The organism is Streptomyces sp. ME19-01-6, assembly GCF_033793745.1.
Classification (GTDB): domain Bacteria; phylum Actinomycetota; class Actinomycetes; order Streptomycetales; family Streptomycetaceae; genus Streptomyces.
Genome location: NZ_JARAXF010000037.1, coordinates 23,503 through 47,687 on the forward strand (window position 1 = coordinate 23,503; position 24,185 = coordinate 47,687).

At 69.0% G+C, this 24,185-nt stretch carries 26 protein-coding genes; 4 read left to right on the forward strand and 22 right to left on the reverse strand.

Annotated elements, in window-relative coordinates:
• Window positions 1-159 precede the first annotated feature (159 nt).
• Window positions 160-2,193 carry an ATP-binding protein gene (locus PV419_RS44460; protein ID WP_319698894.1) on the reverse strand — a complete coding sequence of 678 codons (2,034 nt, stop codon included), beginning with the start codon at window positions 2,191-2,193 and terminating at the stop codon, window positions 160-162.
• A gap of 455 nt (window positions 2,194-2,648) precedes the next feature.
• Between PV419_RS44460 and PV419_RS44465 the strand changes: the two genes are divergently transcribed.
• Window positions 2,649-3,017, forward strand: coding sequence for a hypothetical protein (locus tag PV419_RS44465; protein WP_319698896.1), 369 nt, complete (start codon window positions 2,649-2,651; stop codon window positions 3,015-3,017).
• A gap of 416 nt (window positions 3,018-3,433) precedes the next feature.
• Here the strand turns inward: PV419_RS44465 and PV419_RS44470 are convergent, their stop codons facing one another.
• Together PV419_RS44470 and PV419_RS44475 are read right to left on the reverse strand one after the other, a co-directional pair.
• Window positions 3,434-4,153, reverse strand: a complete 720-nt coding sequence (locus PV419_RS44470; RefSeq protein ID WP_319698898.1) for a DUF6292 family protein — start codon at window positions 4,151-4,153, stop codon at window positions 3,434-3,436.
• 127 nt (window positions 4,154-4,280) lie between these two features.
• The gene (locus PV419_RS44475) at window positions 4,281-4,811 is read right to left on the reverse strand and encodes a PIN domain-containing protein (protein ID WP_319698900.1); all 531 of its coding nucleotides are present in this window, start codon (window positions 4,809-4,811) and stop codon (window positions 4,281-4,283) included.
• Between the two features lie 106 nt (window positions 4,812-4,917).
• On the opposite strand from PV419_RS44475, the gene PV419_RS44480 reads away from it, so the two are divergent.
• A complete protein-coding gene (locus PV419_RS44480; RefSeq protein WP_319698901.1) occupies window positions 4,918-6,195 on the forward strand; it encodes an IS701 family transposase in 1,278 nt (425 codons plus the stop codon).
• Window positions 6,196-6,280: 85 nt separating this feature from the next.
• Here PV419_RS44480 and PV419_RS44485 read toward each other — a convergent pair whose 3' ends face one another.
• The gene (locus PV419_RS44485; protein ID WP_319698903.1) at window positions 6,281-6,607 is read right to left on the reverse strand and encodes a hypothetical protein; all 327 of its coding nucleotides are present in this window, start codon (window positions 6,605-6,607) and stop codon (window positions 6,281-6,283) included.
• Between the two features lie 396 nt (window positions 6,608-7,003).
• Here PV419_RS44485 and PV419_RS44490 point away from each other — a divergent pair, with 396 nt between their 5' ends.
• Complete coding sequence (locus PV419_RS44490) at window positions 7,004-7,804, forward strand: ParA family protein (protein ID WP_319698905.1); 801 nt, start codon at window positions 7,004-7,006, stop codon at window positions 7,802-7,804.
• Window positions 7,801-8,721, forward strand: a complete 921-nt coding sequence (locus PV419_RS44495) for a hypothetical protein (protein ID WP_319698907.1) — start codon at window positions 7,801-7,803, stop codon at window positions 8,719-8,721. Before PV419_RS44490 ends, PV419_RS44495 begins: the two co-directional genes overlap by 4 nt.
• A 302-nt stretch (window positions 8,722-9,023) precedes the next feature.
• Here PV419_RS44495 and PV419_RS44500 read toward each other — a convergent pair whose 3' ends face one another.
• The 18 genes from PV419_RS44500 to PV419_RS44585 form a co-directional block, all read right to left on the reverse strand.
• Window positions 9,024-10,085, reverse strand: coding sequence for a hypothetical protein (locus PV419_RS44500; RefSeq protein ID WP_319698909.1), 1,062 nt, complete (start codon window positions 10,083-10,085; stop codon window positions 9,024-9,026).
• Between the two features lie 327 nt (window positions 10,086-10,412).
• Window positions 10,413-10,616, reverse strand: coding sequence for a hypothetical protein (locus PV419_RS44505; RefSeq protein WP_319698910.1), 204 nt, complete (start codon window positions 10,614-10,616; stop codon window positions 10,413-10,415).
• A 324-nt stretch (window positions 10,617-10,940) separates the two neighbouring features.
• Window positions 10,941-11,339, reverse strand: coding sequence for a nucleoside 2-deoxyribosyltransferase domain-containing protein (locus PV419_RS44510; protein ID WP_319698912.1), 399 nt, complete (start codon window positions 11,337-11,339; stop codon window positions 10,941-10,943).
• Window positions 11,336-11,713 carry an HIT family protein gene (locus PV419_RS44515; RefSeq protein WP_319698914.1) on the reverse strand — a complete coding sequence of 126 codons (378 nt, stop codon included), beginning with the start codon at window positions 11,711-11,713 and terminating at the stop codon, window positions 11,336-11,338. The genes PV419_RS44510 and PV419_RS44515 overlap by 4 nt, the downstream gene beginning before the upstream one ends.
• Window positions 11,714-12,009: 296 nt before the next feature.
• The gene (locus PV419_RS44520; RefSeq protein WP_319698916.1) at window positions 12,010-12,597 is read right to left on the reverse strand and encodes a hypothetical protein; all 588 of its coding nucleotides are present in this window, start codon (window positions 12,595-12,597) and stop codon (window positions 12,010-12,012) included.
• A gap of 118 nt (window positions 12,598-12,715) precedes the next feature.
• The gene (locus PV419_RS44525) at window positions 12,716-13,561 is read right to left on the reverse strand and encodes an AAA family ATPase (RefSeq protein ID WP_319698918.1); all 846 of its coding nucleotides are present in this window, start codon (window positions 13,559-13,561) and stop codon (window positions 12,716-12,718) included.
• Complete coding sequence (locus PV419_RS44530) at window positions 13,561-14,124, reverse strand: hypothetical protein (RefSeq protein WP_319698920.1); 564 nt, start codon at window positions 14,122-14,124, stop codon at window positions 13,561-13,563. Before PV419_RS44530 ends, PV419_RS44525 begins: the two co-directional genes overlap by 1 nt.
• A complete protein-coding gene (locus tag PV419_RS44535) occupies window positions 14,121-14,471 on the reverse strand; it encodes a hypothetical protein (RefSeq protein ID WP_319698922.1) in 351 nt (116 codons plus the stop codon). The genes PV419_RS44530 and PV419_RS44535 overlap by 4 nt, the downstream gene beginning before the upstream one ends.
• Before the next feature lie 143 nt (window positions 14,472-14,614).
• Window positions 14,615-14,983, reverse strand: coding sequence for a hypothetical protein (locus tag PV419_RS44540; RefSeq protein WP_319698924.1), 369 nt, complete (start codon window positions 14,981-14,983; stop codon window positions 14,615-14,617).
• Between the two features lie 247 nt (window positions 14,984-15,230).
• Complete coding sequence (locus PV419_RS44545) at window positions 15,231-15,881, reverse strand: hypothetical protein (RefSeq protein ID WP_319698926.1); 651 nt, start codon at window positions 15,879-15,881, stop codon at window positions 15,231-15,233.
• Window positions 15,882-15,892: 11 nt separating this feature from the next.
• On the reverse strand, window positions 15,893-16,117 hold the full coding sequence (locus tag PV419_RS44550) for a hypothetical protein (RefSeq protein ID WP_319698928.1): 225 nt from the start codon (window positions 16,115-16,117) through the stop codon (window positions 15,893-15,895).
• A gap of 264 nt (window positions 16,118-16,381) precedes the next feature.
• Window positions 16,382-16,927, reverse strand: coding sequence for a hypothetical protein (locus tag PV419_RS44555; protein ID WP_319698930.1), 546 nt, complete (start codon window positions 16,925-16,927; stop codon window positions 16,382-16,384).
• Between the two features lie 83 nt (window positions 16,928-17,010).
• Window positions 17,011-17,802 (reverse strand): NUDIX domain-containing protein, encoded by a 792-nt coding sequence (locus PV419_RS44560; protein WP_319698931.1) that lies wholly within the window; start codon window positions 17,800-17,802, stop codon window positions 17,011-17,013.
• 354 nt (window positions 17,803-18,156) lie between these two features.
• Window positions 18,157-20,277: a chromosome segregation protein ParM gene (locus PV419_RS44565; protein WP_319698932.1), complete on the reverse strand. Its 2,121-nt coding sequence runs from the start codon at window positions 20,275-20,277 to the stop codon at window positions 18,157-18,159.
• A gap of 78 nt (window positions 20,278-20,355) precedes the next feature.
• Window positions 20,356-20,775 carry a conjugal transfer protein TraB gene (locus PV419_RS44570; RefSeq protein WP_319698933.1) on the reverse strand — a complete coding sequence of 140 codons (420 nt, stop codon included), beginning with the start codon at window positions 20,773-20,775 and terminating at the stop codon, window positions 20,356-20,358.
• Window positions 20,776-20,787: 12 nt separating this feature from the next.
• A complete protein-coding gene (locus PV419_RS44575; RefSeq protein WP_319698934.1) occupies window positions 20,788-23,160 on the reverse strand; it encodes an ATP/GTP-binding protein in 2,373 nt (790 codons plus the stop codon).
• Window positions 23,161-23,283: 123 nt separating this feature from the next.
• Window positions 23,284-23,592 carry a hypothetical protein gene (locus PV419_RS44580; protein ID WP_319698936.1) on the reverse strand — a complete coding sequence of 103 codons (309 nt, stop codon included), beginning with the start codon at window positions 23,590-23,592 and terminating at the stop codon, window positions 23,284-23,286.
• The gene (locus PV419_RS44585; protein ID WP_319698938.1) at window positions 23,589-24,062 is read right to left on the reverse strand and encodes a hypothetical protein; all 474 of its coding nucleotides are present in this window, start codon (window positions 24,060-24,062) and stop codon (window positions 23,589-23,591) included. Before PV419_RS44585 ends, PV419_RS44580 begins: the two co-directional genes overlap by 4 nt.
• Window positions 24,063-24,185 lie beyond the last annotated feature (123 nt).

Consider the following 24,185-nt stretch of genomic DNA (forward strand, 5'->3'; position numbering starts at 1 on the left):
CACCGGTAGCAATCTAAGCCGCACTCGCCGCGATGAGCACAGCGGCGTACCTGGTAACTCTTCTGTTTCTCCAGCGCATTGGACACTTCGAAGCACCAACCACCCAGTACCGGGGCGGTCGTGAACAAGCGGCTGGAAACAGGATGGATACGGACAGTCTTAGTCGGTGATCTTGGTCAGGATAGGTGGTGTCCGCTCCCCGCTCACTCGCGTCACCGAGATCACGGCATGACCCACCGGCAACTCGTTCGCGAGATCGCTCGCCGACCAGCGCTGGCGCTGCTCAGTACGCACGGTGACGCTCTCGCGCGTCACAGCCTTGCCGGTCGTCAGACGCCGCAGACCATGCATGACGCGGGTCATCGGCTCGTCCGGGCGGATCTCGTGATTGGTCACCGTCCGCGTCTCCACCCATTCCACGCCCCATGCCTCAGCAAAATGGGCACCGTCCCAGGGCGTCACACCAGCACACACCATGCGGCAGCCCACCGCTCCCACCAATGCGCCACGCAGGTGCTCGGGCACATCACTCAAGGAAGGCAGGGCGAGCATCACTCCGGCATGCGCAGAACGCAGGCGCTGGAGGCTTCGCAGAGACTGCGGGGTGACTGTCTGCGCGGCGTCGTCCAGCACCAGGAAGACGAACCGGTCCTGGGCCCGGCGGGCAGCTGCGCAGTGGGCGAACTGTGCGAGCACCAGGCGCGCGATGATGCGCGACGCCTCCGCGTGAGTGCGCTCCGGCAACTCGATACGGATACGCAGCGGGTGCTCGAGCGCCTGGAGCGAAAAGGGACGGTAGGCCTCCTCCCCCGGCCCAGGGACAGCCCCAGGGCGCGCAGCCCGCAGCTCGGGGGTGAAGAACCCGGTGAACGCCGGCCGGTCGAGGAGGGCGATGCGCTCGGCCAGCAGCGCGGTGATGCCTGCGGGCTGCGCGGCTTGACGCATGTACGCGTCCAGGTCCCTCACCTGGGCATCAAACCTGTCCTTCAGCAGCTGGGCGCGGAGCGCATCCAGCTGCGGGCGCGAGCCGTCCAGCAAGTCCCTCAGGTCCCGGACAGCGGGAAACCCTCCGTACGCTGCCCGGTAAGGGCCGAGCAGCTGCGCGAGCACTGTGGCGGCGCGCCGGCTGTCACCACCGGGCAGCAAGGTGATCTCATCACCCACCAGAGCTTCGGCGACCATCCCGGCAGCCTCGTCCGGGTCGACGGCGCCGCCATAGAGGTCCAGCCCGTGTGTCGAGTCCGGGCGGCCCGGGCGGATCACCACGTCGAACGCACCGTCCGGGACCAGCCCGGTGCCCGAAGCGGTGACGCTGACGACGGCCGCCTGCCCGGTGAGCGCCTGCAGGCACAGGGATTCCACCACGGGGCGCACCAGCCGGGGGGAGGCGACCGAGGGAGGGCCGACGGCGAGCACGGACATGCCCAGCAGGCCAGGATCAACGGCGAGGCCGACGCCCCGGTATTCGTAGGGGTTTCGCTCGCTCGTGGCGGCAATGCCGAGACGGACCTGGCGCAGCGTGAGGTCATGGTGAGCCGTGCGGGCCGGAAGGTCACGGGCGCCGGAGCCGTGGGGCCAGGCAGCCGCCCCGTGCTCCCGTACGGCCAGCGTGAACTCGGCCAGCCCCTCGGGGCGGCCCTGGACTGACTGCCACACCCGCGTAATCCGCGCGTAGTCGACGTCACTCATCCGGCCCGCCCGCGCCTCGTCCGCGAGCCGTTCGGCTGCCTCGCCTGCGCCGCCGGCCCGCAGATGGGGCCACGCGGCGGGGTCCTTGTCGGGTGGCGGCAGCGGCTGGTGCGGGGGGCTGGGCGGGGTACCGGGGGGCTGGCCCCGCCGCCGAGCCCATGCGATCACGCGGCGAGCGGCCTCCAGCCACCGGCCGAGACGCGCGAAAAACAGATAGACCGCACCCATGACCAGATACGTATAGACCTTGGCGAAGAAAATCCATGTGTCGCTGCCGTACCCGGAGCGGGGGACGATCGCGAGGTACGGCCACTGCCAGTACCAGCCGAGATACCCGTTCGCCAGCAGGCCCCACGTGATCCACGCGCCAAAGGCAGTCGCCACGACGCCGACAGCGATCTGACGGGTAGGGACCCGGTCAGGGTCCTCCGGTTCACGCGGCACATGACCGCACCGCCAAATACCCGGCCCGGCTTCAGGGCGGGGGATCCGCAGCCAGCCCACCAGCGGCGCATCGGGCGCCTGATCCGGTCGAGGCGGCGTCCCGGATGCGGCCGCCGGCTGCCCCGCGAGTCTCGGCGGCGGTACTGCGGCTGCACCATGCTGCCGCGGGTCATCTGGCTGTGCTGGTCCCCGGGTCCCCTCCACGCTCCGCTTCTCCCCTAAGCCGATCCATGCCTTCGTCCGAACCGCTAAACCTACCGGCCGGATACCAGCCAGTTGCAACCATTTCGGATCGGTCGTGGGTACGCCAGATCGGCGATGGGCGAGAGGGCGGGCCTCCGGCCGCTCGCTGGGAGTCACCAGTCGGTGCCATCAGCGGATCCAAAGTTCATGACATGTTCTACCAAGCTCGGCGATGCATGGTTTTTCCACTGCAGAAGCGGCTAATAGGGCGGCTCGGTTCCCTTTTGCCGTTCGACCCGCATCACCTTTCGAGAGATGACAAGGGGAGTCACATGCGCAAGAAGATTCCCGCGCTGGCCGTGGCCGGAGGCGCCGCCCTGGCCCTCACGGCCCCCCTGGCTACCACTGCCCAGGCGGCCCCGGCCAGCAGCATCACCCGCACGAGCGCCTGCGCCAAGTTCACCGGCGACTACACCTACTGGAGCGACGGCAACGGCTGGTACAGCTACAGCCTGACCGGCCACGTCACGCGCACCTGCTCGGGCAGCGGATGGCACCAGCTCGTCGTAACCGGCGACGGAAAGGACATCGGCTCCTACAGGAGGACGTGCAGTGACCTCCTGAGCAAAGGCGAGTCGATGTCAATCTCGGCTCAGGACAGCAGCGTCAAGAACATCCGCATCGCGCTCTACGACCTCTGACAGACCCTCTGCACAGCCGCGCCGCACCACCCGTGCGGCGCGGCTGGCTGCGCCCGCTGTCAGCCGCGCTCGGCAGAATTGACACGGGCTTCGGGCAGCTGCGGGGAAGTCGATGTGGCCAGCGGCCCCGGGCGGCCGCGCCACCTGGCAGAACGGGATGGCGGAGCCCGGAACGTAGTGTGGCGCTGGGTCGGGGCCCACGCCATTTTCCGCGGCCCGTGGCAGGGGAGCGTCTGAGAACGACGAAGGGCCGGCCCTCAATGGGAACCGGGCCCGTGCCACGGCCTCCGTGGTGGAGGCCGGCCGTTTCACTCGGGCTTCGGCAGTTTGATGGCGACGGTCCTGTCCATCTGCTGGAGAGTCGACCCGATCGCCTGGATCAGCGGGGTGGCGATGTCGGGCTGCGCTACGGCCGCTCAATCACGGCCATGTCCCATCCGGCGTAGCTGCTTCGCCTGTTCAACACCGTCGCTGTGTGACGTGACACGCTTGAGCTGCTCCTCGTCAGTCATGGCGACGGCGCGGGCTTTCAGATCTCCGATGAGTTTTACGGCTACCCCGCGCAGTTCTTCGCTCATGACGACGAAGTGGACAAGGTGCTGGAGGGCCGCGAGCTCCCCGGCACGGGCCGGAATGGAGACGACTGTGTCCTCCGTGAGCACTGCGTCGATGGCCAGGCGTTCCGCAGTAGCGTTCCGGGCGCGGCGGAAGCGGTCGTCGAAGGAGCCCTTCCTGTGGAACGGGGCGAGCCGTTCAGCGAGGCCGTCGATGTCGTGACCCGGCTGTCGGTAGTAGGGGCGCTCCTCACTGCCAGCATTGCGGAAGTCCAGGAGGCCGGTGAGGAAGAAGCCGGCGACTTTCTCCGGCCCGGGTGTGAGGCCACCTCCCATCCAACGGGTGACCTCCTTGGCTTTGGGCTGTTCAGTGACCAGGCCCCAGCCGCTGCTGGTGTCCCACACAAAGTGCAGTTCCTGGGCGTCCTGGGGTGTCCCGTTGACTTGGGCGAGGACCTCGGGAGCGAAGTCGACGTATCCGCCGCCGTCGTCTTCGAGGGGTTCCATGTGCTCTGGCTGGCAGGAGCCGACATGCATCACTGGGTAGCCGTCGCGCAGCAGGAGTTCGGCGACGTCGGCCATGTAGTGGCCGGTGCGGTGGTAGATCGCCCGGTCGCGATCCGTGGGGATCGGTTCGCCCATGCGGAAGCGGCTCCTTCGGAGTCGGTGGTCATGTGTTGGCGGCCCGGCGGCTGTCGTGCCTGCCGATTCACGTGCCTGCGGGGCCCTCAATGTAGGGGAGGCCGACCGCTGCGAGCTTGGTCTGCAGGTTGATGTCGCTGGTCGCGGCGTACAGCTTGGAGCCGGGATGTCTGGACTGCAGCAGCAGCGCTGAGGCGATGAAGCGGTCGTCGGGGACGTCCAGGTCCAGCCATGTGGGGAGCCCGTCCGAGCGGGGTTCGATGTGCTCGAAGACGGCGTAGACGTCGCCCGCGACCCGTGCGCCCTTGCGGACGTCTCCGTTGTCGCGCATCGCCTTCAGCCTCCGGTCGGCCTTCCGTGCGGCCTCCCGGCGCTCGGGGCGGTTGTGGCTGCGCTTGAGGTCGTCGATCTCGCGCAGCACGACGGGCAGGAGGTGCACCATGTAGCGCGGGCTGTCGACGACGTCCTGGTAGACCGTGACGTCGGGGTCGTCCATCAAGGTGTTGGTGTCGACGACCACCCGCACGTACCAGTCGTCCTCCGGCAGCAGCTCGACGAGCTCACGCAGTGACGCCGCAGCCTCCCGCAGCCGCGTCACGGCTGCGGGGATGTCCTTAGGCGCGCGGTTCTTCACCCGGCCGTCGCGGACTAGTAGGACTCCGTTAGGTCTGTGTGTCGGTCTTGTTCAGGGGCACGCTGAGTGTGTGGATGCACATGAAGTGAATCGTGTTCGGGCGGTGTTGGCGTTATTCGTGGCGGATGTGTTTGCCTCGGTGCCGCGGAAGGACCAGCGGGCCAAGGGCGACTGCTACCTGCGGGGACTGATGATGGACGGTCGCCGCAAGTCGATCCAGGCCATGGCCTCGCGGCTGCCGGACGGCAACGAGCAGAACCTGCAGCAGTTCGTGAACCAGTCCACGTGGGATCCGGTGCCGGTGCGCCGGCAGATCGCCCAGCGGATGGTGCCGCAGATCGGCCCGGACGCCTGGGCGGTCGATGACGTGTCGTTCCCCAAGGACGGCAGGATGTCGGTCGGCGTCGCCCACCAGTACTGCGGTGCGCTGGGCAAGCAGGCCAACTGCCAGGTCGCGGTCAGCGTGCACGCCGTGTCCGATGCGGCCTCGTGCCCGCTGAACTGGCGGCTGTTCCTCCCCCAGGAATGGGCGGATGACACCGTCCGGCGCCATCGGACCGGCGTCCCCAAGGACGTCGGCCACCGGGAGAAATGGCGGCTGGCACTGGACGCCCTGGACGAACTGGCCGGATGGGGACTGGTGCCGCCGGTCGTGGTGGCGGATGCCGGCTACGGCCAGAACGCCGACTTCCGCGCCGGCCTGGCCGAACGGGCACACGCGTACGTGGTCGGCATCCGCGGCGATATCACCGTCCAGCCGCACGATGCGCACCCCGACGCCCCCGCCTGGTCCGGCACCGGCCGCCGGCCAGCTCCCCGCTACCGGCAGCCACCGGTGACGGTAGCGGAACTGGCCACGGCCGCCGACCGGGAAGCCTTCATGGAGGTGACCTGGCGGGAAGGCTCCCGCTCCCCGATGACCTCACGCTTCCTCGCGATGCGGGTCCGCCCGGCCGGGGTGCGCCCGCGTCGGCTGGCCCAGGCCGCCGCACGGGCCGAGCACGTCGAGTGGGACGGTGTCCTGCCCCAGGTGCGACTGCTGGCCGAATGGCCCGGCGGCGAGGACAAACCGACCCGGTTCTGGCTGTCCGACCTGCCCGACGACACCCCGATCCCGGAGCTCGTCCGCCTGGCGAAGATCCGCTGGCGCATCGAGCACGACTACCGCGAACTCAAGCACGGCCTGGGCCTGGACCACTTCGAAGGCCGCTCCTGGCCGGGCTGGCACCACCACGCCACCCTGGTCACCGCCGCCCACGCCTTCCTCACCGAACAACGGCTGGCCCCAAAAGCCGACACACCGGACTCACCCTCTACCAGACCCTCGACGCCCTCCAGGACCTGCTGAACTGCTGGACCGGCATCTGCACCACCTGCCACCAACCTCTGCCCACAACCCGGATCAGACACCAAACAGCAAGACCCGCAACGACCTAACGGAGTCCTACTAGCCAGTCCTCCAGCAACCGGATCGCATCGTCCATGCTGCTCTGTACCGCCGGCGTGGGGTGAGGGAAGAGAAGCCGGAACCGCGGCGCCCAGTCGCGTACCTGCCGCAGCAGTTCCATCCTGCTGGCTTCGGTCCCTGGAGTGCTCCGCGTCCAGGCCCATGGGTGACCGAGGACCTGGACGGCCCCAAGGTCCAACTGCCGCTTCCGCACCTGGGAGTTGTCCAGGATGGTGGCATAGGCGGTCTCGGTGTCCGCAAGCTCGGACAGCAGCTGGTCGACGTAGGTTGGGGGCGGCTGTTTTTTGGCCATGTCCCGATCATTCTCCACATCGCCGCCTGTTGGGCCACTGATGCGGTAATCGGGTCCATCCGCGGCGTGGGCGCTGCGAGGGCGGAGAGGCGGCGGTTCATGCCGGGTCACCCTGTAGAGCGCTTCCCGTTGGCTAACCGGCCATCTCGCCCGTAAGTGGCCGCGCCGCTCCGGGGTAGGTCGTGCAAATGCTGCGCTGATCGCATACCGAGCCAAGTCGGCTCCGATCAAAGTGACTTGCTGTTTCGCCGCTGACAACGGCGTGGGACGGAGTCTCCGTCGCGCATTCCGATTGGCACTCGTTCGTGCTGTCAGGCGCCGGTCGCCGCTGAATACCGGGCTTCCTGTCGATACTCTTCCTCCCGTGGGTTGGGCGTATCGACTTAAGGTTCTGACATGAGCAGAGTGCTGGCGGTATACAGCGAGAAGGGCGGCGTGGGCAAGAGCGCCCTGTCCGCAGGCCTAGTCGCAGCCGCGCGGAAGCGGAAGCTCGGTGTCATCGCGGGGGACCTCGATCCGCGAGGAACCTTCACCGCAGAGCTGGGCATTTCTGCCGACGAGGCGCCGGCGTTCTCCATGAACGACCTGCTGGCGCTGGATCCGCAGGGAGAGACCGGTCTGGCCGCCGATGCGTTTACTGAAGCAGGGAAGACCTGGTCCGGCGTGCAGGTCATCGCTGCGGAGCGGGCTCTCGCCAACCGGGAGACCGACAACGTGGCTGTCGGCCTCGAGTTCCGGCTGCGGCTGGGGCTGAAGGGTGTGGTCGGGCCCGACATGGTCGGCATTCTGGACCTGCCGCCCCGGGCAGGAGGGAAGCTGGTGACATCTGCTCTTGTAGCGGCCACCGACGTGCTCATCCCGGCGACACTGGATGAGGACGGCCGCATCGGCGCAGCAGAAGCCCTGAGCACGATCAAGCTCGTCAAGGATCTGGGCATGAACCCGGACCTGAAGGTGTTGGGAATCATCCCGTCGATAGTGCCGGGTGGCCGCAGCACGCTGAAGGACGCCATAGGGGGGTACCTGGCAGACACCTACGGATCCCTCTACCGGGACGACCTGGTGATCCCTCGCCACTCGGTGCGTCAGCAGACGCGTTTCGCGTGCGTGCCGATCACGGATGCGCCAGGGCGCGAGGCGCAGGCACTCACTGACGCATACGACCGGATTCTCACGGCATCAGGAGTGGAAGAGTGAGCGGCAACAAGCTGATCGCGGCAGGTACCAACCGGCTGAAGAAGGCCGCAGACTCGTCGGTCGACCCTGCGGTTCCGGCTGAGCTGCAGAAGCGCGCAGCGACGGCCGCCGCGAACCAGGACTCGGTCGATAGTCAGGAGCCCAGCGTCTTCGCTCGTGGGCGGGTCCTCAGCGCCGACGACATCACCGGCACTCCTGAGGAGCAGCTGGCCTACGTCACCGAGCGCCTGCACGAGATCGACCTCGCAGGCAAGCGCGCCGAGGACTTCGTCACCCTGAACAAGGCGGTACTGCTGGAGGTCGCCCAGGAGCGCGAGCTCCACCTGGTGGCCGGCCACACCAATTTCTCGGTGTGGGCGGCGGGCTTGCTCGACATTGAGCCGAAGTACGTGTTCGAGCTGCTGCAGGACGCGGTACGTATCCGGGCGATCAGTGAGCTGGGGCCCGATCTAGCACAGCATCTGACGCGTGCGTCGGCCCGCAAGGTCATGGCGGAGGTGATCAGCAGCCATGGCCTGGAGGCCGCTCAGGCCGTCATGACCGAGGGCCTGACTCAGGCTGCGGAGCAGGGCAAGAAGCGGCCGACCGCATCGCTGCTTGCCTCGATCGCTAAGGACCTGACCACGCCTTCCATTCCGGCACAGGAGTCAAGGTCAGAAATTTCTGACCCGCCGACGGTGCTACCGGCGCCCGCTGCGATCACGGCTCTGGAGAGGGCGGCCGCCTCGCTCAAGGAGCGTGTCTATGCGCGGCTGGCGCCCGCTGCGGTACAGGCCGCTCTGGAAGCCGATCCGGTCGCGACGCGCGAGCATCTGGAGCGCCTGGAGACCGAGGTACAGCGTGTCGTGAAGCGGCTCACCGCCGCTAGCCGCGCCGTTGCCGCAGCATCAGAGGAAGCCGTGGCCGCCTCCAGCTGAGAGCACCGGGGTTTCCCGAGCGCTCTCCTGGGCCGGGTATCTGCTCAAACTCGGTAAAGCCGAGGTCAGAAATTTCTGACGTCGGGAAGGGCCCCTGGTTCTCGCCGCAACCGCAATGCCCAGAAACCAAAAAGGCCCTGCCCTCGACATGCGCCGGGGACAGGGCTTCTCCGTGAGACGGCCAGCAAGAGGCGCCGAACGCGCCCCAACCATCACGAGATTGGGGCGGCGGAAACGAAAAAGGCCCCGCGCCCGGGATCCGAAGATCCGGGCGCGGGGCCTCGTGGTGATTGGTTGCTCTTCTAGAGCGGTTTGCCGTCGGTGTTGTACAGCTCACCGTCGGGGCCGCGGCGCGGCCCCATCTGTGCGCGGTCCTCAGCCTCGCGCTCCTGGTCGAGCATCGCCCGGTACTCCTGGCGCACGTAGGCGCGGGCGCCGCCGGCCACGTTCCACGCGGCGGAGTCGGGGCCGGCCGGTCCGGCGACGCCGTCCTGGTCGTGTTCCAGGTCCCACGTCAGGAAGTCGTGTGCGGCGCGTGCGGCCCAGGCACTGCCCTGGTCGACCAAGGCGGCGGGGACGTCGCCGAGGTGCCAGTTCACTTCTCGCTCGCGGGCGGCCCGGTCCAGCCATGCAGCCTTGCGGAGCAGGAGCAGGCGGTGGTCGATGCCCGGTACGGATGGGCCGGTCCCGGTGAGGGCGGCGGTCGCGCGCAGGTTGATGTCGTCGGCGAGTAACACCAGCTCGAATTCCTCCTCCGCCAGACCCGGCGCGCCGGCGTACGCGTCTGCGTAGTTCGGCGACGTGAAGTTCGGGGTCTCCCACACTGCCCACTCGACGCGGCACTGGTCGCAGGTAAAGGCGGAGACGTCGTCGCCGCCTCCCGGGCCGTGCACGCTGGCGGCTGTCAGTTCGGCGCCGTCGCACTGCGGACAGCGCAGCGACGGATCGGTCAGCGCCGCTCCTTCCCGAAATGTGCTGTGTCCGGTCAGGTGGGTGGTCTCCTTGCCTTGGGCGGTGCAGGTCAGCGGTCGGTACACCTGGTCCCAGGGGCCGAGGATCAGCTTCCGGGGGTATGGGGCAAGCCGGGTGAGTACAGCCCCGGTGTCGGGATGGACGAGCAGCAAACGAACGGTGCCGGCCTCTGCGTCCTGGTTGGGATAGAGGAGGGCCCGTTCAACGCCGGTGGGGACACGAACCGCGATGTCGCTGTCCTTGCTCCACGCCACCGGTCGTTTGCTGGCGGCGAGCATCCGCTTGAAAGCATCGACCACCGCATGGTCTCCGGGGTGCAGTTCGCCGGGGCCGTGGCCGCAGCGCCTCCACCGCGGCGCGCTGGGCGAGTCCTGCTCGGGCTTGTTGTCCATGTAAGGGGTCCTTCCTATGTGCGACCGGCAGCAGTGGGTGCGGGTTACCCGCAGTGCCCCGGTCGAGGTGCGATCCCGCACCCTCACGGCTCCGCTGACTCGCAGCCGGGCCGGGGCGTCGTACTGCAGACCGGACGGTTGACTGAGTGGGTCGACGGGCCCAGGCCGCGCGGCGCCCCGTGCAGGGGTTCAGCACGGGGCGCTTGGTGGGGGGCGCTCCTGGCGGGGCTCGGAGTAGCGATCAGCTCTCCGGTGAGCGCCGGCTGCGGGTGAACGTCTGTGTCGGGGGTGGACGAGGAGCAGGCGGAGGTGTCGCCCTCCTCTTCGCTATGGCTTCCAGCCGCGCCGGATGGCCTGGCCGATGGTCTCGCCACAGGGCGAGTCGTCGGTCTGAACCTCGGTGGGGTCGGCAATGCTGCGGTCGGCCCTCCAGCCACGGCGCATCGCCTCGCCGATGGTTTCGCCAGGGGCGGCGTCGTGGCGCCGGATGGATTCGCTGATGGTCTCGTCGGTCTTCTTCCGGCCGAACATTTGGTGTCCTCTCGATTGGGGCGCTCGGTCTTTCCGACGCCCGCCGGGTGCGGGGATTCCCTTGCTCTCGGTGGCGTCGTTCAGCTCGCTGTCGGGTCCGTGACGCGGCTCCATGTGGGCGCCGGTCCTCAGTCTCGTGTGACCGTTCGTCGCGCGTTGACCCCGAATCCCGCATGGGGACTGATCGTTCGAATCAAGTTCAGCGGCAAGGCGACAGCGGGTGGACCCTGGGCTACTGGGGACCCAGAACGAGAGTGAGAGCGGCGGCCACTGTGGAGTGAAGGGTGTCGCAGACCGGTATGCCGTGGCGGCGGGCGACGTAGATCAAATAGCGGTGCGCTCTGGGTTGGGGCAGTCGGGCGGGCAGCCGAGGACGGCCCTGCCGCTCGCTACGTCCAGGCCAAACTCGACGTTCGTCGTCATGCCGGGAAGGGTTCGCATGTCGCGGGGAATCCAGAAGAGGATCGCGCTCGCGGCGGCGCGGGCGGCGGTCTCCCAGTCGACCTGGTCCTCGTAGCGGTCGGCCCGCTTGCCGTCGCGGGACTCGGGGGTCAGGACGGTAAGCGGCTGCTCGTCGACCCACTGGGCGGCCAGGGCCTCGATGGCGGCGGGCCGCCAGGACGGGACCGAGGCGCTCTTGTCGGGGGTGGGGCCCGCCAGAAACACGGAGAGCCCGGCGGCGGGCAGGGTTTCGCGGGCCATGACGAGGTTGATGGTGCTCACGAGGAGGCTCCGTTCTGCGCGGCGGCGCGCGCGGCGTGCTGCGGGGTCCAGGGCAGGGGCAAGCCGTCGTCCGCCTGACGGAGCACGACGTGGACGTGCAAGTGGAAAACGCTCTGGGTCGCCTCGATGCCCTTCGAGGTGATGATGTTCGCGGCGGGGAGTTCGGCCATGAGCTCGGCGGCGCGGCGCATCACCGCAGCGGTGACCTCCGGGTCGATGCCGGCGTCCTGGACGTGGACGCGCGGCAGGACCACGACGTGCCCCTCGGCCACTCCGCCGCTGCGCGGGCGGATCGCGAGGGCGTCAGCCCATTCGCGGACGATGACGGCCGGGGCGGTGCCGGCCACGATGGCGCAGAAAGTGCAGGTCTTCATGTCAGGACTCCTTGGTCCAGTCAACAGCTCGGTGGCGATGCGGCGGGGGTCGGCGGGAGGTCGGCGTAGTCGGCGAGGTTGGCGAGCAGCTCGCGGGCGCCAGGCGTGGCCAGAACGACGTCCTGGATGCGAGGTCGAGGTCGTCCAAATCGAGGATGTCGCGGGCGGCAGCCGGGTCGCGTAGCCGCTCGCGTACGTCTTCGACGCGGTCAGCGACCGGGTTGCCACGCGGCGCGGCAGTGGTGAAAAGCGGACCGTCGGACGCCCGCTCGTACGGGCGCCCGACGGTTTGGGAGTCAGTGGGGGCGGCGGTGACGCGTGGCGAGCACGGTTGTGGTGAGGGCGGCACCCACGCCGATGGCCCGGTGGAGGGCCTGGTCAAGTTCCATCAGGGCGCTGCCGGGGCCGCTGATCTCGGCGTCGCCGCCGGGCTTGCGTACGACGGTGCAGTGCTCGACATAGCTGGTCTTTCCGAGCTTGTCGGCGAGCCAGAGCAGCGGCTTGCGGCGATCGATGATCAGGTGGGTGGCTGCGTTGATCGCGGCTCCAGTGAGCAGGGCGCGGGCTGGGACGCGGTAGCCGAGCGCGCGGGTGATCGCGACAGCGGAAGCCAGTTGACCGGCGGTGTATGACGCGACGTGCCGTGCGGCGCAGCGCCGCCCGAAGCTGGAGGCTGTCATGGTCGGCTCGCCTGCGCGGTCGGTGTCGTCTGCGACCTTGGTGCCGTCACGGTAGACCAGGTGGTCGCCGTAGGTCCCTTTGTGGGTGGCGTCGAAATCCCGCTGAGCCCAGTTGTCGAACGTGGGGTGCATTTCCCCGAAGACAGCCGTCAGGGCGCCAAACAGGGCGAGGCGGTCTGTGGTGGTGGGGCGGGCGTTCGTCATTGGGTGATCTTTCCTGTCGTGAGTCTGACCCGCCAGGCCCTGGCGGGTGGTTCTGGCGGCTGTTGCTGGACTGTCCGGGTCTCTCCCCCGTGGCGTGATGGGTGGATCGGGGAGCGCGTCAGGCCGCGTAGTCGGGCGTGTCACACACGGGGCACAGCGGGTCGTCGAGCAGCTTGCCGGTCTGGCCGGTGTAGACGTTCAGCAGGTCCTGGGCGCCGGTGACCCGAGCCCACAGCGCGCGGCCGCAGTCCGGGCAGGTGTCGGTCAGCTGGGCCTGCCAGTGGTGATCGAACGGCTCGCCGTCGTCCGACCAACGCGCTGCGACGGTTCGCCCGGCGACCGTGAAGGCGCCGCGGCTGTCCTCGCCGTCGGGGTCGAAGGCGAAGACCGTGGCGAGGTCCGGGCCGAAGGTGGCTCGGACGTCGGCAAAGGTGTCGAGGCCAGCAGCAGCGGAGCGCTCCAGGAGCAGCCGCATCAGGTCCAGACGGTCGGCGTCGTATGCCTGGTCAAAGCCCTCGCTCAGCAGCTGCTGCGTGCTGGGTACGCCCTGGTGCTGGTCCTCGATGACGTGCGCGGGGACCTGTAGGTTGTCGGGCCTGGCTGCCTGCCGCGCCTGGCAGACGGTCAGGGAAGTACGGGCCACGATCGCCACGGCGAGCAGCCCATGGCGGTGCGCGCGCTCGATCAGTCCGGCGCGATGGGCCCGTTCGGTGCTGGTGTTGTCGATGACCGTGGACAGGCCGTTGTCGAGGCGGCCGGCCAGTGCCGCGTCGAAGACGGCCAGCGCGGCCGGGGTCGCTGTCTGCGATCCAGCGTTGTCAGCAACCCGCGCCCGGCAGGCGTCCAGCGACAGGCGCCAGCTGCGCGGGAAGGCGGCGGCGATGCGGGTCTTCCCGCCGCCAGCGGCTCCAATGATCACGTACAGGGCAGGGTCCCGGAGCGGAAGGGTGAAGCGGTCGTCCATCAGCACTCCTTGGAGGTGAGGGTGAGCAGGCGGCCGATACAGACGGCGGTGTGTCCGGCGTGGAGGGCGCCTGGCGGCAGGTGGATGGTGCGGTACAGGTCGACCGCCCACGCGGCCGCGGGCAGGTCGACGGCGGCCGGGCGGGGTATCAGCCGGGGCGCCAGGGGCGTAGTCAGCAGGTAGAGCGCGAGGCGGCAGTCGTAGCCGGCTGCGGACTCGCTGCGGCCCTGGGGCGGTGTGGCTGCGGCCGCGTACTCCCACAGGGGCCGGGTCGCGGTGCCGGGCTCGGAGTGGCGGGTGGCCGGCCGGTGCAGGCCCCACGCGGGGTTGAGGTCGGGGTGGTCGGGGGCGGTGGTGGCGATGATCGCCGCGCGGCCGCCGCCCGGCATGGGCTGGGTGGTGTAGAGCAGGATGTACGCGCCCCAGCCGGGGGCGGCGCCTCCGCCGGTCCGGGCGAGTGTGACGCGGCCGCTACCGGTCAACGGCTCCTGTGCAGCGGCCCGTCCGGCGGCGCCCATGGTGCCCGGCGCGCGTCGGCGGCCGGTCGTACGTGCGGCGCTCACCGAGTCCCGTACCAGTGAGTGAGCTGGTAGGACTCGAGGATGGACAGTCCCAGCGTTTCCTGCTGTCCGTCCTCGTCCTCGGCCAGGAACCTGCCTCCAGCGCGACGGACCACGTACAGCTGCGGGGGGAGCTCGGGGTCGGCGTCCAACCGCAGGTTCCATTGCTGCCCGCCGGCAGCGAGGGTCCACGGATCGCCGGCGGCCACGGCCTGGCACACCATGCGCTCGGCCGTCTCGCGCGGCAGCAGGTCCTGGGTGGTCAGGTTCTGGATGCGTGTGTTGAGGAATTGCCCCGCGCGGTCAGGGCCGATGAGGTGGTTGAGGGTGATCGCGTGCGGATCAGGCATGATGGTGCCTCCTTCTCGCCCCGGTGATCGGGGCGGGTATGGGGCCCGGGGTGGCCGTGAGTGCAGCCACACGAGGCGGCCATCCCGGGCATGAGGAAGGCCCTGCCGTTTCTGGCAGGGCCCCACGTTTTGGGGATCCCCGATCAGGTCAGAGCGACGGAGAAGGCGCAGGTCTGGAAAGCGGCCGCACGCACGTCGTAGTCCGCGTCCGGGGTGGCGCAGCCGACGACGGCAAGGACCCGGCCGATCTTGAGTTCGTCGTCCTTGCGGCCGTTCGTGACCTCGTCGCGGAAGTGGACGACTGCGGTTCCGCTCTTGTCGGCAATCGTCACCCTGCAGTACCCGTTGTGCCGGGTGCAGTCCACGCTGGTGATCAAGCCCTGAAGGTGCACCAGAGCTCCCTCCGGCACGAGCTGCAGAGCCGAGACGATGTCAGCGGAAGGCGCCGGCGCGGCCGGGAAGCGCTGCGGCAGTAGGGCCTGGTCGGCCTTGATGACGGCGGGCTGCTTCACGTGGGGCTCCCGTCGAGCGGGCTGGTGAGTCATCGGGCATTCCTTCGTTCATGGCGGATGAGGTAGAGCAGCTGGCGGGCCGGTGGGACAGGCCCAGGCGCCGAGCATCGGGCTGGCGGCGAAGACCGCGGGGGTGGCCCTGTACTGGTCGTGGCGGAACACCGCAACCGCCCCGGCCGAGAAGGGCCGGGGCGGCACGGAGGAACGCCGCGCCCTCAGGCAGGCGGTCAGAACCGGGCGGCGGCCATCACGGCCTCGAAGGTGGGGCCTCGCTGGCCTTCACCCATTCGCCGTCGGTGATGAGGCGCCCGCTGCCGCTGGGGGCCTTGGCATCGGCGTAGAAGGGGCGCAGGACGGGGACGCCGCCGCGCCAGCCGTCGTAGTGCTGCCAGGTGATGCCCTGCGGGTCGTAGTAGCGGCCCTTCGGCACGTAGGCAGCGCGCAGGTCGAAGACCTCGCCTGTCTCGGGGTGGGGCCACTGCGTCCGGCCGATCTCGTCCTCCGGGATCGGCTGGCCGTTCTGGTCGATGCGCCGGTCCATCCACGAGACGGTGACCAGGTAGCCGGGGTGATCCCAGGTGTTCGGGGACGGTTGTCCGGGCGTGTAGTAGTCGACGTGGACGTCGCGGTCGGTGAGGGGCTGACGCCCGCGCAGTTCGGTGCGGATGAGGCGGGCGCGGCCGGCCTCGATGGGCTCCGTGTACGGGTCGCCCGCGCGGCCGGTGCCGCTGTAGTTCATCAGCCAGCCGCGCACCGACGTGTAGACGCGGCCGTCGCTGTCGGGCGCGTTCTCGCGGATCTGCCAGTCGGCGATCACTAACTGCACGTCGTCGGCGAAGTACAGGGTGCCGTGTTCGGTGTCGGCGATGTGGTGGTCGGGCGTGTTCCAGGACTTCATCTGGTTCTCCCTCAGTAAGCAGGGCCGTCGTAACGGACGCCGAAGATCCGGGCGTTGGGGTGTTCGCGCTGTGTGCTGGCGATGTCCTCCACCAGGGAGCTGAAGCTGTTGGTGGAGTTGAAGCTGAGCAGTTGACGAGTTCGGCGGTCGTACAACCGGTAGTGGATCTGTTCTGCAAGCGGCTGCTGCAGCGGCTTGCGTTCAGGTAGTTCCTGGCCGTTCCATCTGTCGGCCATGGGGATCTCCTTTGCTGGGTGTGAGCGGGGGCGTCCAGCCCGCCCGAGGGTCGGCCGGTCTCGGCGGCCGGCAGGTCGTGGTCCGCCGGGCCTCCTACGCGGCGCTGGTGCGGGGCCGCATCCTGATGCCCTGCCGTGGCGTGGTCGGCAGGGTTTCTCCTCCGGCTTGTCAGCGTGTGTCCCGGGCTGTCCGGTCCTCCGCGCCGCCCCGGCCCCGAGGCCGGGGCGGGTGGGGCAGCACGGAGATCCGCCAGTTCGGGTCTCTCAGAGGCCGCGTGTGTGGGCGTCGTCGGCGGCCAGTTCCAGCAGGCGCAGCGGGGTGCGGGGTCCGCCCCAGGCGTCGTTCCAGGTGGGCACGGATTCCGCGTCGGGAAAGCGCCGGTGGATGGCGTCCAGCAGGATCTCCAGGGCTTTCGTCTCGAGGTGCTGGTTGCCGCTGGCTTCTGCGTGGATGGAGCCGTAGAGGCACCTGGCACCGTTGGTGTTGACCATGGCGCCCGCGCACCATCCGTGGTTGGTCAGCCGCTGGTGGGCACGCTGGAGGAGGGACGCCACGGGTGTGGGGTACAGGTCGACCGGGGCTGTGGCGATGGCGTCGGGGATACGGACGATGTCGGCCAGGTCGATGGGGGTGGTGAGGATATGGGCGGTGTTCACGTCGACCGCCAGGGCGGCAGTCTCCAAACGAACGGTCATCTCCGCGTCGGCGGCTGCGAGCCGGGCCTCCAGGCCGAGAGCGTTCTGGGCCGGGGCAAGCTCGGCCCTGAACCGCTCCTGGTCGGTTGTGGCAGGGCGGGTGGCGATGTGCATGGGCTTGGGGTCCTCCCGGGGCAGCAGGAAGGCCCGGAGAGAGGGTCTCTCCGGGCCTTGAGGAGCTGTTTCTCAACCCACTGTCATGACTGCTGGTTGAGGTATTCGAGGGCACGCTGTAGCAGTGGGCGGTGCGCGGCGTAGAGGGTGCGCCCGGCCTCGGTGACCGCCGCATCGAGCTGGTCGAGGGAGCCGAACGGGTACCACGTGGCGTCGAGTGCGTCGTCGTCGGCGATGGCGGCCACCGTGGCGGGCAGCAGGTAGAGCGCGCTGGTGGACGCGACCCACGCGTGATCCGTGTTGCGCCAGTCGTCGACGACCTGGCGGCCGAGGATGACGGGCTGCTGGTCGGCGAGATCGACGCCGGTTTCCTCGCGCAGCTCGCGCCGCAGCGTGGCTGGCGCTGTCTCGCCCGGATCGGCCATGCCGCCCGGGATGGCTTCCTCCTCGATGTCGTCGCGGGTGATCAGCAGCACCCACCGCTGCTCACTGGTCCCGGCGACCACGATTGGGTCGGCGGCTTGGTTCTCGCCCCACTTGCCGAGGTTGCGCCCGGTGCGCCCGGTGCGACCGTGCGGGTGGAGCGGCCAGCCCCGTGCATCGAGGTCGAAGCTGATCAGGGCGTCCGCTTGGCGCTGTTCCCAGTCGAGCACCAGGTCCGCCGTGGCGGCGCGGTCGACCACCCAGTTGGGCACGTGCCGGGTCAACGCCGCCGGTCGCAGCTCGGGCGGCGTGATCTCCACCGGCGCGTACCCCGGCCAGCTCACCGACCAGCAGCGCCGATCCTCGGGCACGGTCAGGCCGGGGTGGTCGACCGGGGCGTAGCAGTCCGGGTCGAGGGCCACGGCGTCAGCGGTGTAGCGGGTCTCGTTCATGATTCCTTACCTTTCTCCTGGTCAGGCTGGCGGCTCATCTGGCAAAGGCCGGCGTCGTAGGTGCTGCGCGCAGTGCTTCGGGCGTGCGGGGTGCCGGTGAGGAGTGACGCGACGGTGCCCCACGCCATGCCGCCCAGATCCGGTACCGCGACAGTGAGGTACCGGACCTGGCGAGTCAGCTCCGCGTTGACGGCTGCGGCGGCGCGCAGGAGCTCGGCGCGCTGGGTCCCGGAAAGGGCTGCCAGTTCGGCCGTAGTGAGGCCAACCGGGCTGGGTTGGCACTGAGGTGGTGCGGGTCAGTTCTGACGGGGTGTGCCCCCGGAGGGGTGGTCTCCGGGGGCCTGGTTGTGGTGGCTAGTCCTCGAGGAAGGAATCCATCATCCGTCCGGCTTCGGCGAGCGCCGCGGATCCGGCTGTGCTGGCGGCGCCGCGTCGGCGGGACTTCTTGCCGCGCTTTCCCTTTCCGCTGGCCCGTGTTGCTCCCTCGTCCTCGTCCTCGTCCTCGTCATCGCCGAACTCGCCGGGCTGAGGAGGCAGGGTCCAGTCGAACCACACGCCACGCTTTTCCAGCTCACGGATTTCGTGGTCGGTGAGGTGGGCGACCAGGTCAGGAAACAGGTGGTCGATCCCCATGCCGGGCACGAACACCTGGAGGGTGCGCAGGCGGGGCGCCTCGTTGCCTTCGATGATCCAGCCGACGCCACCGGTGTTCGGGTCTGCCGGCGGCTCCGCCTCGCCCTTCATGATGCGGTCGAAACGGCCGGTCGACTTCGTGGCAGTGAACGTGCGCGGCAGCGGCTCGGGGATCTTGTCCCTCGGGAACCCGAGAGCCTTGAACTCTTCGACGAGCCGGCCGGGAGGCGTGCGCAGCAGCACCGGGATGGAGTTTTCCCGGATGTTCTCCGCCATCAAGCGGGTGAAGCCGTCCTGTACTTCGGCGGACTGGGCGCCGGGGCCGAGGCCGATGGCGTACTTGCGGCCCTTGACTGTGGCCTGCTCGGCGAGGTTGGTGATCTCCGCCCCGTAGAGGGGGTGCCGTGTCGCGGTCAGGTACTCGTCCAGCAGGGCCTTCAGCGGCAGGTACGGGCAGCCCTCGGCGTCGGGGCTCCAGTCGTGGTAGCCGCCGTCGGCCCACTGCATCTCGCCGCGGATGTCCATCAGCGCGATGAGGGCCCGCAGTAGGCGGACCATGAACAGTGCCCCGTATCCGAGGCGGGAGACGTGTTCGGCCAGGCGCCGTGTTTTCCCGTCGGGGGACTCGGCGGCGACCATGACGATCGCGCCCCAGTTCGCGTAGGCAGCGGCCGCCGCTCCGATCAGCTCTGTCTTGCCGCCTCCTGATGGGGCGATGTACATGTCGTGCGCGGCGCCGCGTGGGGTGTAGACGCGGTTGCGTGCGGGCTGGCCGTTTTCCAGGAAGCCGATGACGTACCGGCCGTCGGGGCCCGGGGTCAGCAGTTCCCGGGTGGCCGGGTAGATCTTGGAGAGGGGGGAGACGTCCCATACCTGCACCATGACCTGGTCGCCGTCGTCGAAGAACTGCACCAGGTTGTCCTCGGGCTTGACGCTGAGGGCGGCGCACATGCCGGGAGTGCTCCACATCGGCTCGCCGCCGTCGGTGGTGCGCGCGATCCAGTAGGTGAAGCCTCGTTCCCGGTCGCGGCCCTTTCTGACGAACTTGGTGCCCGGGACGGGGCCCTTGGCGTGGCCGACTTTGAGGTCCCACCACTGGGCGTCGGTCATCTCCTTGCGCGGGCGGGCGGCGGCGTCCGGTGTGATGTGGACTTCCGTCCATCCGGGACCGGACGGGCGGCCCGGTGTGCGCTTGACGGGCAGGATCTCCACTTCTTCCGGCTCGACCTCGAAGGCGGCGGCCACGTCGACCTCGTTCAGGCCGGTGATGGGCCGTCCCTCTTCGGAGGCGCGCAGCATCATGGTGAAGTCGTGCGGCATGCCTTCGTGACGATGGGCGTGGACGACGATGGTCCGGCCCGGCATGCCTGCGCGTGCCCATAGGTGCCGCACGTCTTGGAGGAAGTTGTCCGCCTGGTCTGTGACCGGCTGGGGTGGTGTCTCGCGCGGGGTGGCAGCCACCAGTTGCGGGATCGCGACGCGGGCCGGCCGCCCGCGGCGGGATGTCTTGGACAGTGGGGAGAGCAGGCATCCGAGCATGGTCCATCCGCCGGCCATGAGGGCGTCCCAGCCCCAGCCGGTGGTCTCCATGGCGGCGATGTCGATGGCCAGGGCCGATACCAGCGGAGATAGCCGGACCAGGGCCCGGCCGATGTCGTGCCCGGCGCTGAAGACCAGCTTGGCGGCCCAGGCTGTAGCGGCGGCTCCTGCGGTCAGGATGAGGCCGTTGACCGTGCCGTCAGATGACGCATTGGGCGCTACGACCAGCACGGGGGCGGCCGCGACGTACCCCCAGCGCTCGAGGACGACGCTGCGCGGAGTGCGCCAGGCGATAACGGACACGGGGTGACCTCCTGAAAAATGGTGAGCAAAACAGGGAGGGCGGCCCGGGATCCCGGGCCGCCCTCGGTCGTGGTCCTGCTAGCTGTGCCGGTTGAATGCGCCGGGTTTCGGGGTGCGTTCTCGGCGCTGTGAGCGCACCTTGTGCAGCGGCTCGTACAGTCGCTGATGTGTCCGCTGAGTGGCGTCGGCCTTGCCGGCCAGCTTGGCGGCCATCTGGGTGAGCTTCTTCGCGTCCACTCCCGTGCCGCCCAGGGCGACGGAGACGGCGGATGCCAGTCCGACCGGCTTCTCGTCGAATTCGGTGGCAGCTGCCCGGGAGGCGACGCCCTTCGCATGGGTGGCGTTCGCGTCGATGCGCTTGGCCAGCTGTTCGAGGAGGATTTTGGACTGCTCCATGTCCGCAGCGAAGCCCTTCAGCCGCTGCTGGAGCCGGTCGTACTTGCTGGTGCCACCAGCTGGTTCCGGGGTGTTCTTCTTGGCGGGTTCGATCTCGCCCATGAGTGTTCCTCCTCAGTGGTGGCTCGCGGCCGAGGCCATGGCAAGCCCTGTCGCCTTCATGGCGTTTTCGTCTTCGCCGTAGTGCTTTTCGACCCACTCGTGAGCGGTGTGCGAGTAGTCGGCGGCCGTCTTGCAGCCCTGCGCGAAAGCAGCTGCCACGACAGCCATATCGGCGGCATCGGCAGCCATGTTGGCGACGTCATCGGTCACTTCATCGACGATGTTGTCGTCGGCGGCGAGTTCAGCGGACAGCACGCGCAGGTCACGGGCGATCTTGATCAGGGCTTCGGCCAGCTTCCCCGCGACGGTCCGGTCGTGGAGGGCCCGGATGAAGATCTCCTTCATGTCCTCCTTGAACTCGAAGGTGGTGATGGCAGCCCGGTGCTGGGCAGCCATCTTCGACTGACCGTGCCCACCCGGCGCAGGCCTCTGGCTGGCGGTGTCGGTCTGAGGCTGCGGGGCCACAGGGCCCGTCGCTTCGGGGCGGCCGGCGGGTGTTGTCACGGTGCTCTCCTGCGCGGTGGGTCGGGTGGTGCCGGGCCGCTCGGTGTGCGGCTCAGGGGCTCGCGGCAGGGCCCGCGGATCCACGATCTCGGCGTCCGGGTAGTCGGTGTCGTCCTCGGCGCGCGGCGGCGTCTTCTGGGTCTCGTGGCCGGGCCATTCAAAGGGCATGCCGACGTCGTCCGACCACACCGGTCCGGTCGGTTCCTCCGCCTTCGCTTCCCGCCTCGCCCTCCTCCGCTCTCGCTCCCGCTGCCGCTCCCAGAGACGGTGCAGTGGGTCGTACCGCCACCACCACGGGTCCTCGTCTTCGTCCTCTTCTTCGTCCTCCTTTCGGCCTTCCGGGCCGTCTTTGGGTGTGCCGGCGTCCGGCTCGGGGGCGTCCTTCGGCTTGCCCTTGCCGGTGCCTTCAGGGGGCTCTTCGGCGGCTTTGGGGTCTGTGTCCGGCTCGCTGGTCTTGGGGTCGTCTTTCGACTCGTCAGCGGCCCCCTCGGCGGCTTCCTTCGACTCGTCCGCCTTCGGCTTGTCCGCGTCTTCGGTGCCGGTGTCCTTGCCGTCCTCGCGGTCCTTCGTGTCCTTGTCCCCGGTTTCAGGCTTGTCCTCCGGCGTCTTCCCGGAGCTCTTTTCCTCGCCGTCTTCTCGGGCCTTCTCGGCCTCGCGGCGTTTGTCCCAGCGCCGCTGCACCTCCTCGGCCAGGGCCGCGCCCAGGGTGGTGCGGTCCGTACCGGCGGCGGCTGCGGCTTCTTTCGCCGCCCGCCTGGCGGCCTTGCGCTCGGCTCTCTTCGCGTCGCGTTCGGCCTTCTTCGCCTTCTTTTCGGCGTCGCGCTCGGTCTTGGCCTCGCGGCGGTCCTCCGACTTGGCGAGTTTCTGAGCACGGGCCTGGTCGCGGTCCTTGGTTCGGTCAGCGAGGCCGGCAGCGTGGCTGGCGCCGCGTCGTTCCAGACGCGCGGCCTGGCGGTTGGCGGCCCGTTCCTGACGGCCGCGTCCGCGCTCCGGCGCCGGGGAGGCGTTCGAGGCCGATGTGTCGCTGGAGCCGCTGGTTCCCTTCGATCCGCCCTTGCCACCCTTACCGGAGCCGGAGCCGTGAGAGCCATTCTGGTGGCCCTTGGAACCGCCACCGGGCCCCTTTCCCCCGGAAGCCCCGTTCCGGCCGTCAGGGGAACGTCCAGGCCCCTTCCCGCCGCCCTTGGGGGAGTTGACGCCCCCAGGGTTACGGCCGGAGTCCTTGCCGCGCCCGTTGCCGCCGGAGCCGTTCGGACCGGTTCCCCGGCCGCCGGCGCCGCGGCCGGACGCCCCGGAGCCGGACGGTGACGGCTTGCCGCGGCCCTTGTCCGCACCCATCCCGGAGGCCGAGGAATTCCCTGATTTCGCAGCCGCGGAATCACTTTTCCCCCTGGCTGCTGCCCGGTCGGCCTGCGCCTTCACACGGGCCTGGTGGAGCTTGTTGCGCTGCTCTTTCAGGGCCAGGTCGTGTTCCGTGCTTTTTTCGAGCTGTGCGACCTTCTGGGCGATTTCCGCTTCACGGAGCGGAATTTCAGCCTCGAGACGAGCCTTACCCACAGCAATCCGGTAATCGATCCAGTCTCCGAGTCGGTCAGCGAGAGAACGCGGCTGAACATATTCGCCTTCCGCGTCATCATCACATTCCTCGTCCGATTCTTGTTCTGGAGTTCCTTCCGACCGGAGTGCTGCCGCCGGGTCCGGAGCAGAGGGAATCGGCGGCAATTCCATTGTCGTCTCTTCCGGCGACTCCGGTGGCGTCTCAGGGGTGTCCTCCGGCGGGGGAATGGTGTCGGAGTAGGACGCCATCGGCGGCGGGACGTATGAGGAATCACCGCTCCAGGGGCCGCGGACCAGGGTCCCGCCATCGTTTTCGTCGGACACGGTGCACCTCCTTCCAGGTACTTGACAGATAGTGAGCCTCGCGTGCACGCGTGCACGGGCACGTGTGCACGCGTTACACGCGCGAGGCCCCGCCGGACTCCGGCGGGGCCTCGCTGGTGACGTTCAGTTACGCGGGGAGGTCTGCTGCAGGACCTGCTCGGCGTACCGCAGAAGGTCCTCCCAGAGGCGCTTGTCTCCCTCAGCTCGCCTCTCCATCGCCGCCTTGAACAGGCGGCACACGAGCCCGAATGCGCGATAGACATCGACGCGCCCGGCCCTGACTTCCTTAGCAATTCCAGCGCGAGTGTCGCGGAGCCAAAATTCCATGTGGCCCTGCTCGCCGCGAGATTCGCGGGCTTTGTGCTCTTCCTCTTCCCGCCAGGTCCGCTTATTTTCCGCGGAGCGTTCGACGCTGGTGAGGGGGCGCGTCACGCCGACTCCCTGCGCAGGTCCCGAATCGACGTAGGACCATTATAGCCCGGATTCTCACCCTCCGTGCCCTGCTGCTGCGGGGTTTCCGGGGCGGCCTGGAGCTGCGGGTTCTTCTTCTGCTGCCTCTCCAGCTCCCTTTCTCGGCGCTTTCCGGGCAGCTTCTTCACCTTGTCGGCGAAGGCGTTGCGCTTATAGGCGCTCTTTTCCAGCCCCTCGGTCAGGCCGTTGAGGTGCTTGAGTGCGTCCTTGAGGGCCTTTTCCACGGGCAGGGCGCGCAGCCGGGCGTGGTACCGGCGGTCGCCGTCCAGGTGCGTGCCCCGGCAGTGCAAGCGCGTCTCGATCGCGAACGTCTCCAGGTTCTTGCCGATGTCCAGGAGGGTCCGCTGGATATTGGCCAGGTAGCGGGCGGTCGCCTCGGGGCTCTGCGCCACATCGCGCAGAGGCGCGGGGGTCGGGTCGTTGCTGTTCATGTGAGAAGACCTCCAGGTCTCGGGGTTGAGGAGGGAAGGGAATCCGGGGTCCCCGAGGCTGTTGCGCGGGGCGGGTGGTACTCGGTTCGTGCCTGGCCCGCTGTCTCCGCTCGGGGCGGGGGT

Excerpts from the sequence above, each read along its gene's own strand:
- PV419_RS44490 (WP_319698905.1), top strand. The coding sequence starts at position 7,004 with ATGAGCAGAGTGCTGGCGGTATACAGCGAGAAGGGCGGCGTGGGCAAG.
- PV419_RS44500 (WP_319698909.1), bottom strand. The coding sequence starts at position 10,085 with ATGGACAACAAGCCCGAGCAGGACTCGCCCAGCGCGCCGCGGTGGAGG.
- PV419_RS44520 (WP_319698916.1), bottom strand. The coding sequence starts at position 12,597 with ATGACGAACGCCCGCCCCACCACCACAGACCGCCTCGCCCTGTTTGGC.
- PV419_RS44505 (WP_319698910.1), bottom strand. The coding sequence starts at position 10,616 with ATGTTCGGCCGGAAGAAGACCGACGAGACCATCAGCGAATCCATCCGG.
- PV419_RS44470 (WP_319698898.1), bottom strand. The coding sequence starts at position 4,153 with ATGGCCGACGTCGCCGAACTCCTGCTGCGCGACGGCTACCCAGTGATG.
- PV419_RS44545 (WP_319698926.1), bottom strand. The coding sequence starts at position 15,881 with ATGAAGTCCTGGAACACGCCCGACCACCACATCGCCGACACCGAACAC.
- PV419_RS44535 (WP_319698922.1), bottom strand. The coding sequence starts at position 14,471 with ATGCCTGATCCGCACGCGATCACCCTCAACCACCTCATCGGCCCTGAC.
- PV419_RS44525 (WP_319698918.1), bottom strand. The coding sequence starts at position 13,561 with ATGGACGACCGCTTCACCCTTCCGCTCCGGGACCCTGCCCTGTACGTG.
- PV419_RS44585 (WP_319698938.1), bottom strand. The coding sequence starts at position 24,062 with ATGAACAGCAACGACCCGACCCCCGCGCCTCTGCGCGATGTGGCGCAG.
- PV419_RS44515 (WP_319698914.1), bottom strand. The coding sequence starts at position 11,713 with ATGAAGACCTGCACTTTCTGCGCCATCGTGGCCGGCACCGCCCCGGCC.
- PV419_RS44560 (WP_319698931.1), bottom strand. The coding sequence starts at position 17,802 with ATGAACGAGACCCGCTACACCGCTGACGCCGTGGCCCTCGACCCGGAC.
- PV419_RS44550 (WP_319698928.1), bottom strand. The coding sequence starts at position 16,117 with ATGGCCGACAGATGGAACGGCCAGGAACTACCTGAACGCAAGCCGCTG.
- PV419_RS44485 (WP_319698903.1), bottom strand. The coding sequence starts at position 6,607 with ATGGCCAAAAAACAGCCGCCCCCAACCTACGTCGACCAGCTGCTGTCC.
- PV419_RS44465 (WP_319698896.1), top strand. The coding sequence starts at position 2,649 with ATGCGCAAGAAGATTCCCGCGCTGGCCGTGGCCGGAGGCGCCGCCCTG.
- PV419_RS44570 (WP_319698933.1), bottom strand. The coding sequence starts at position 20,775 with ATGGGCGAGATCGAACCCGCCAAGAAGAACACCCCGGAACCAGCTGGT.
- PV419_RS44555 (WP_319698930.1), bottom strand. The coding sequence starts at position 16,927 with ATGCACATCGCCACCCGCCCTGCCACAACCGACCAGGAGCGGTTCAGG.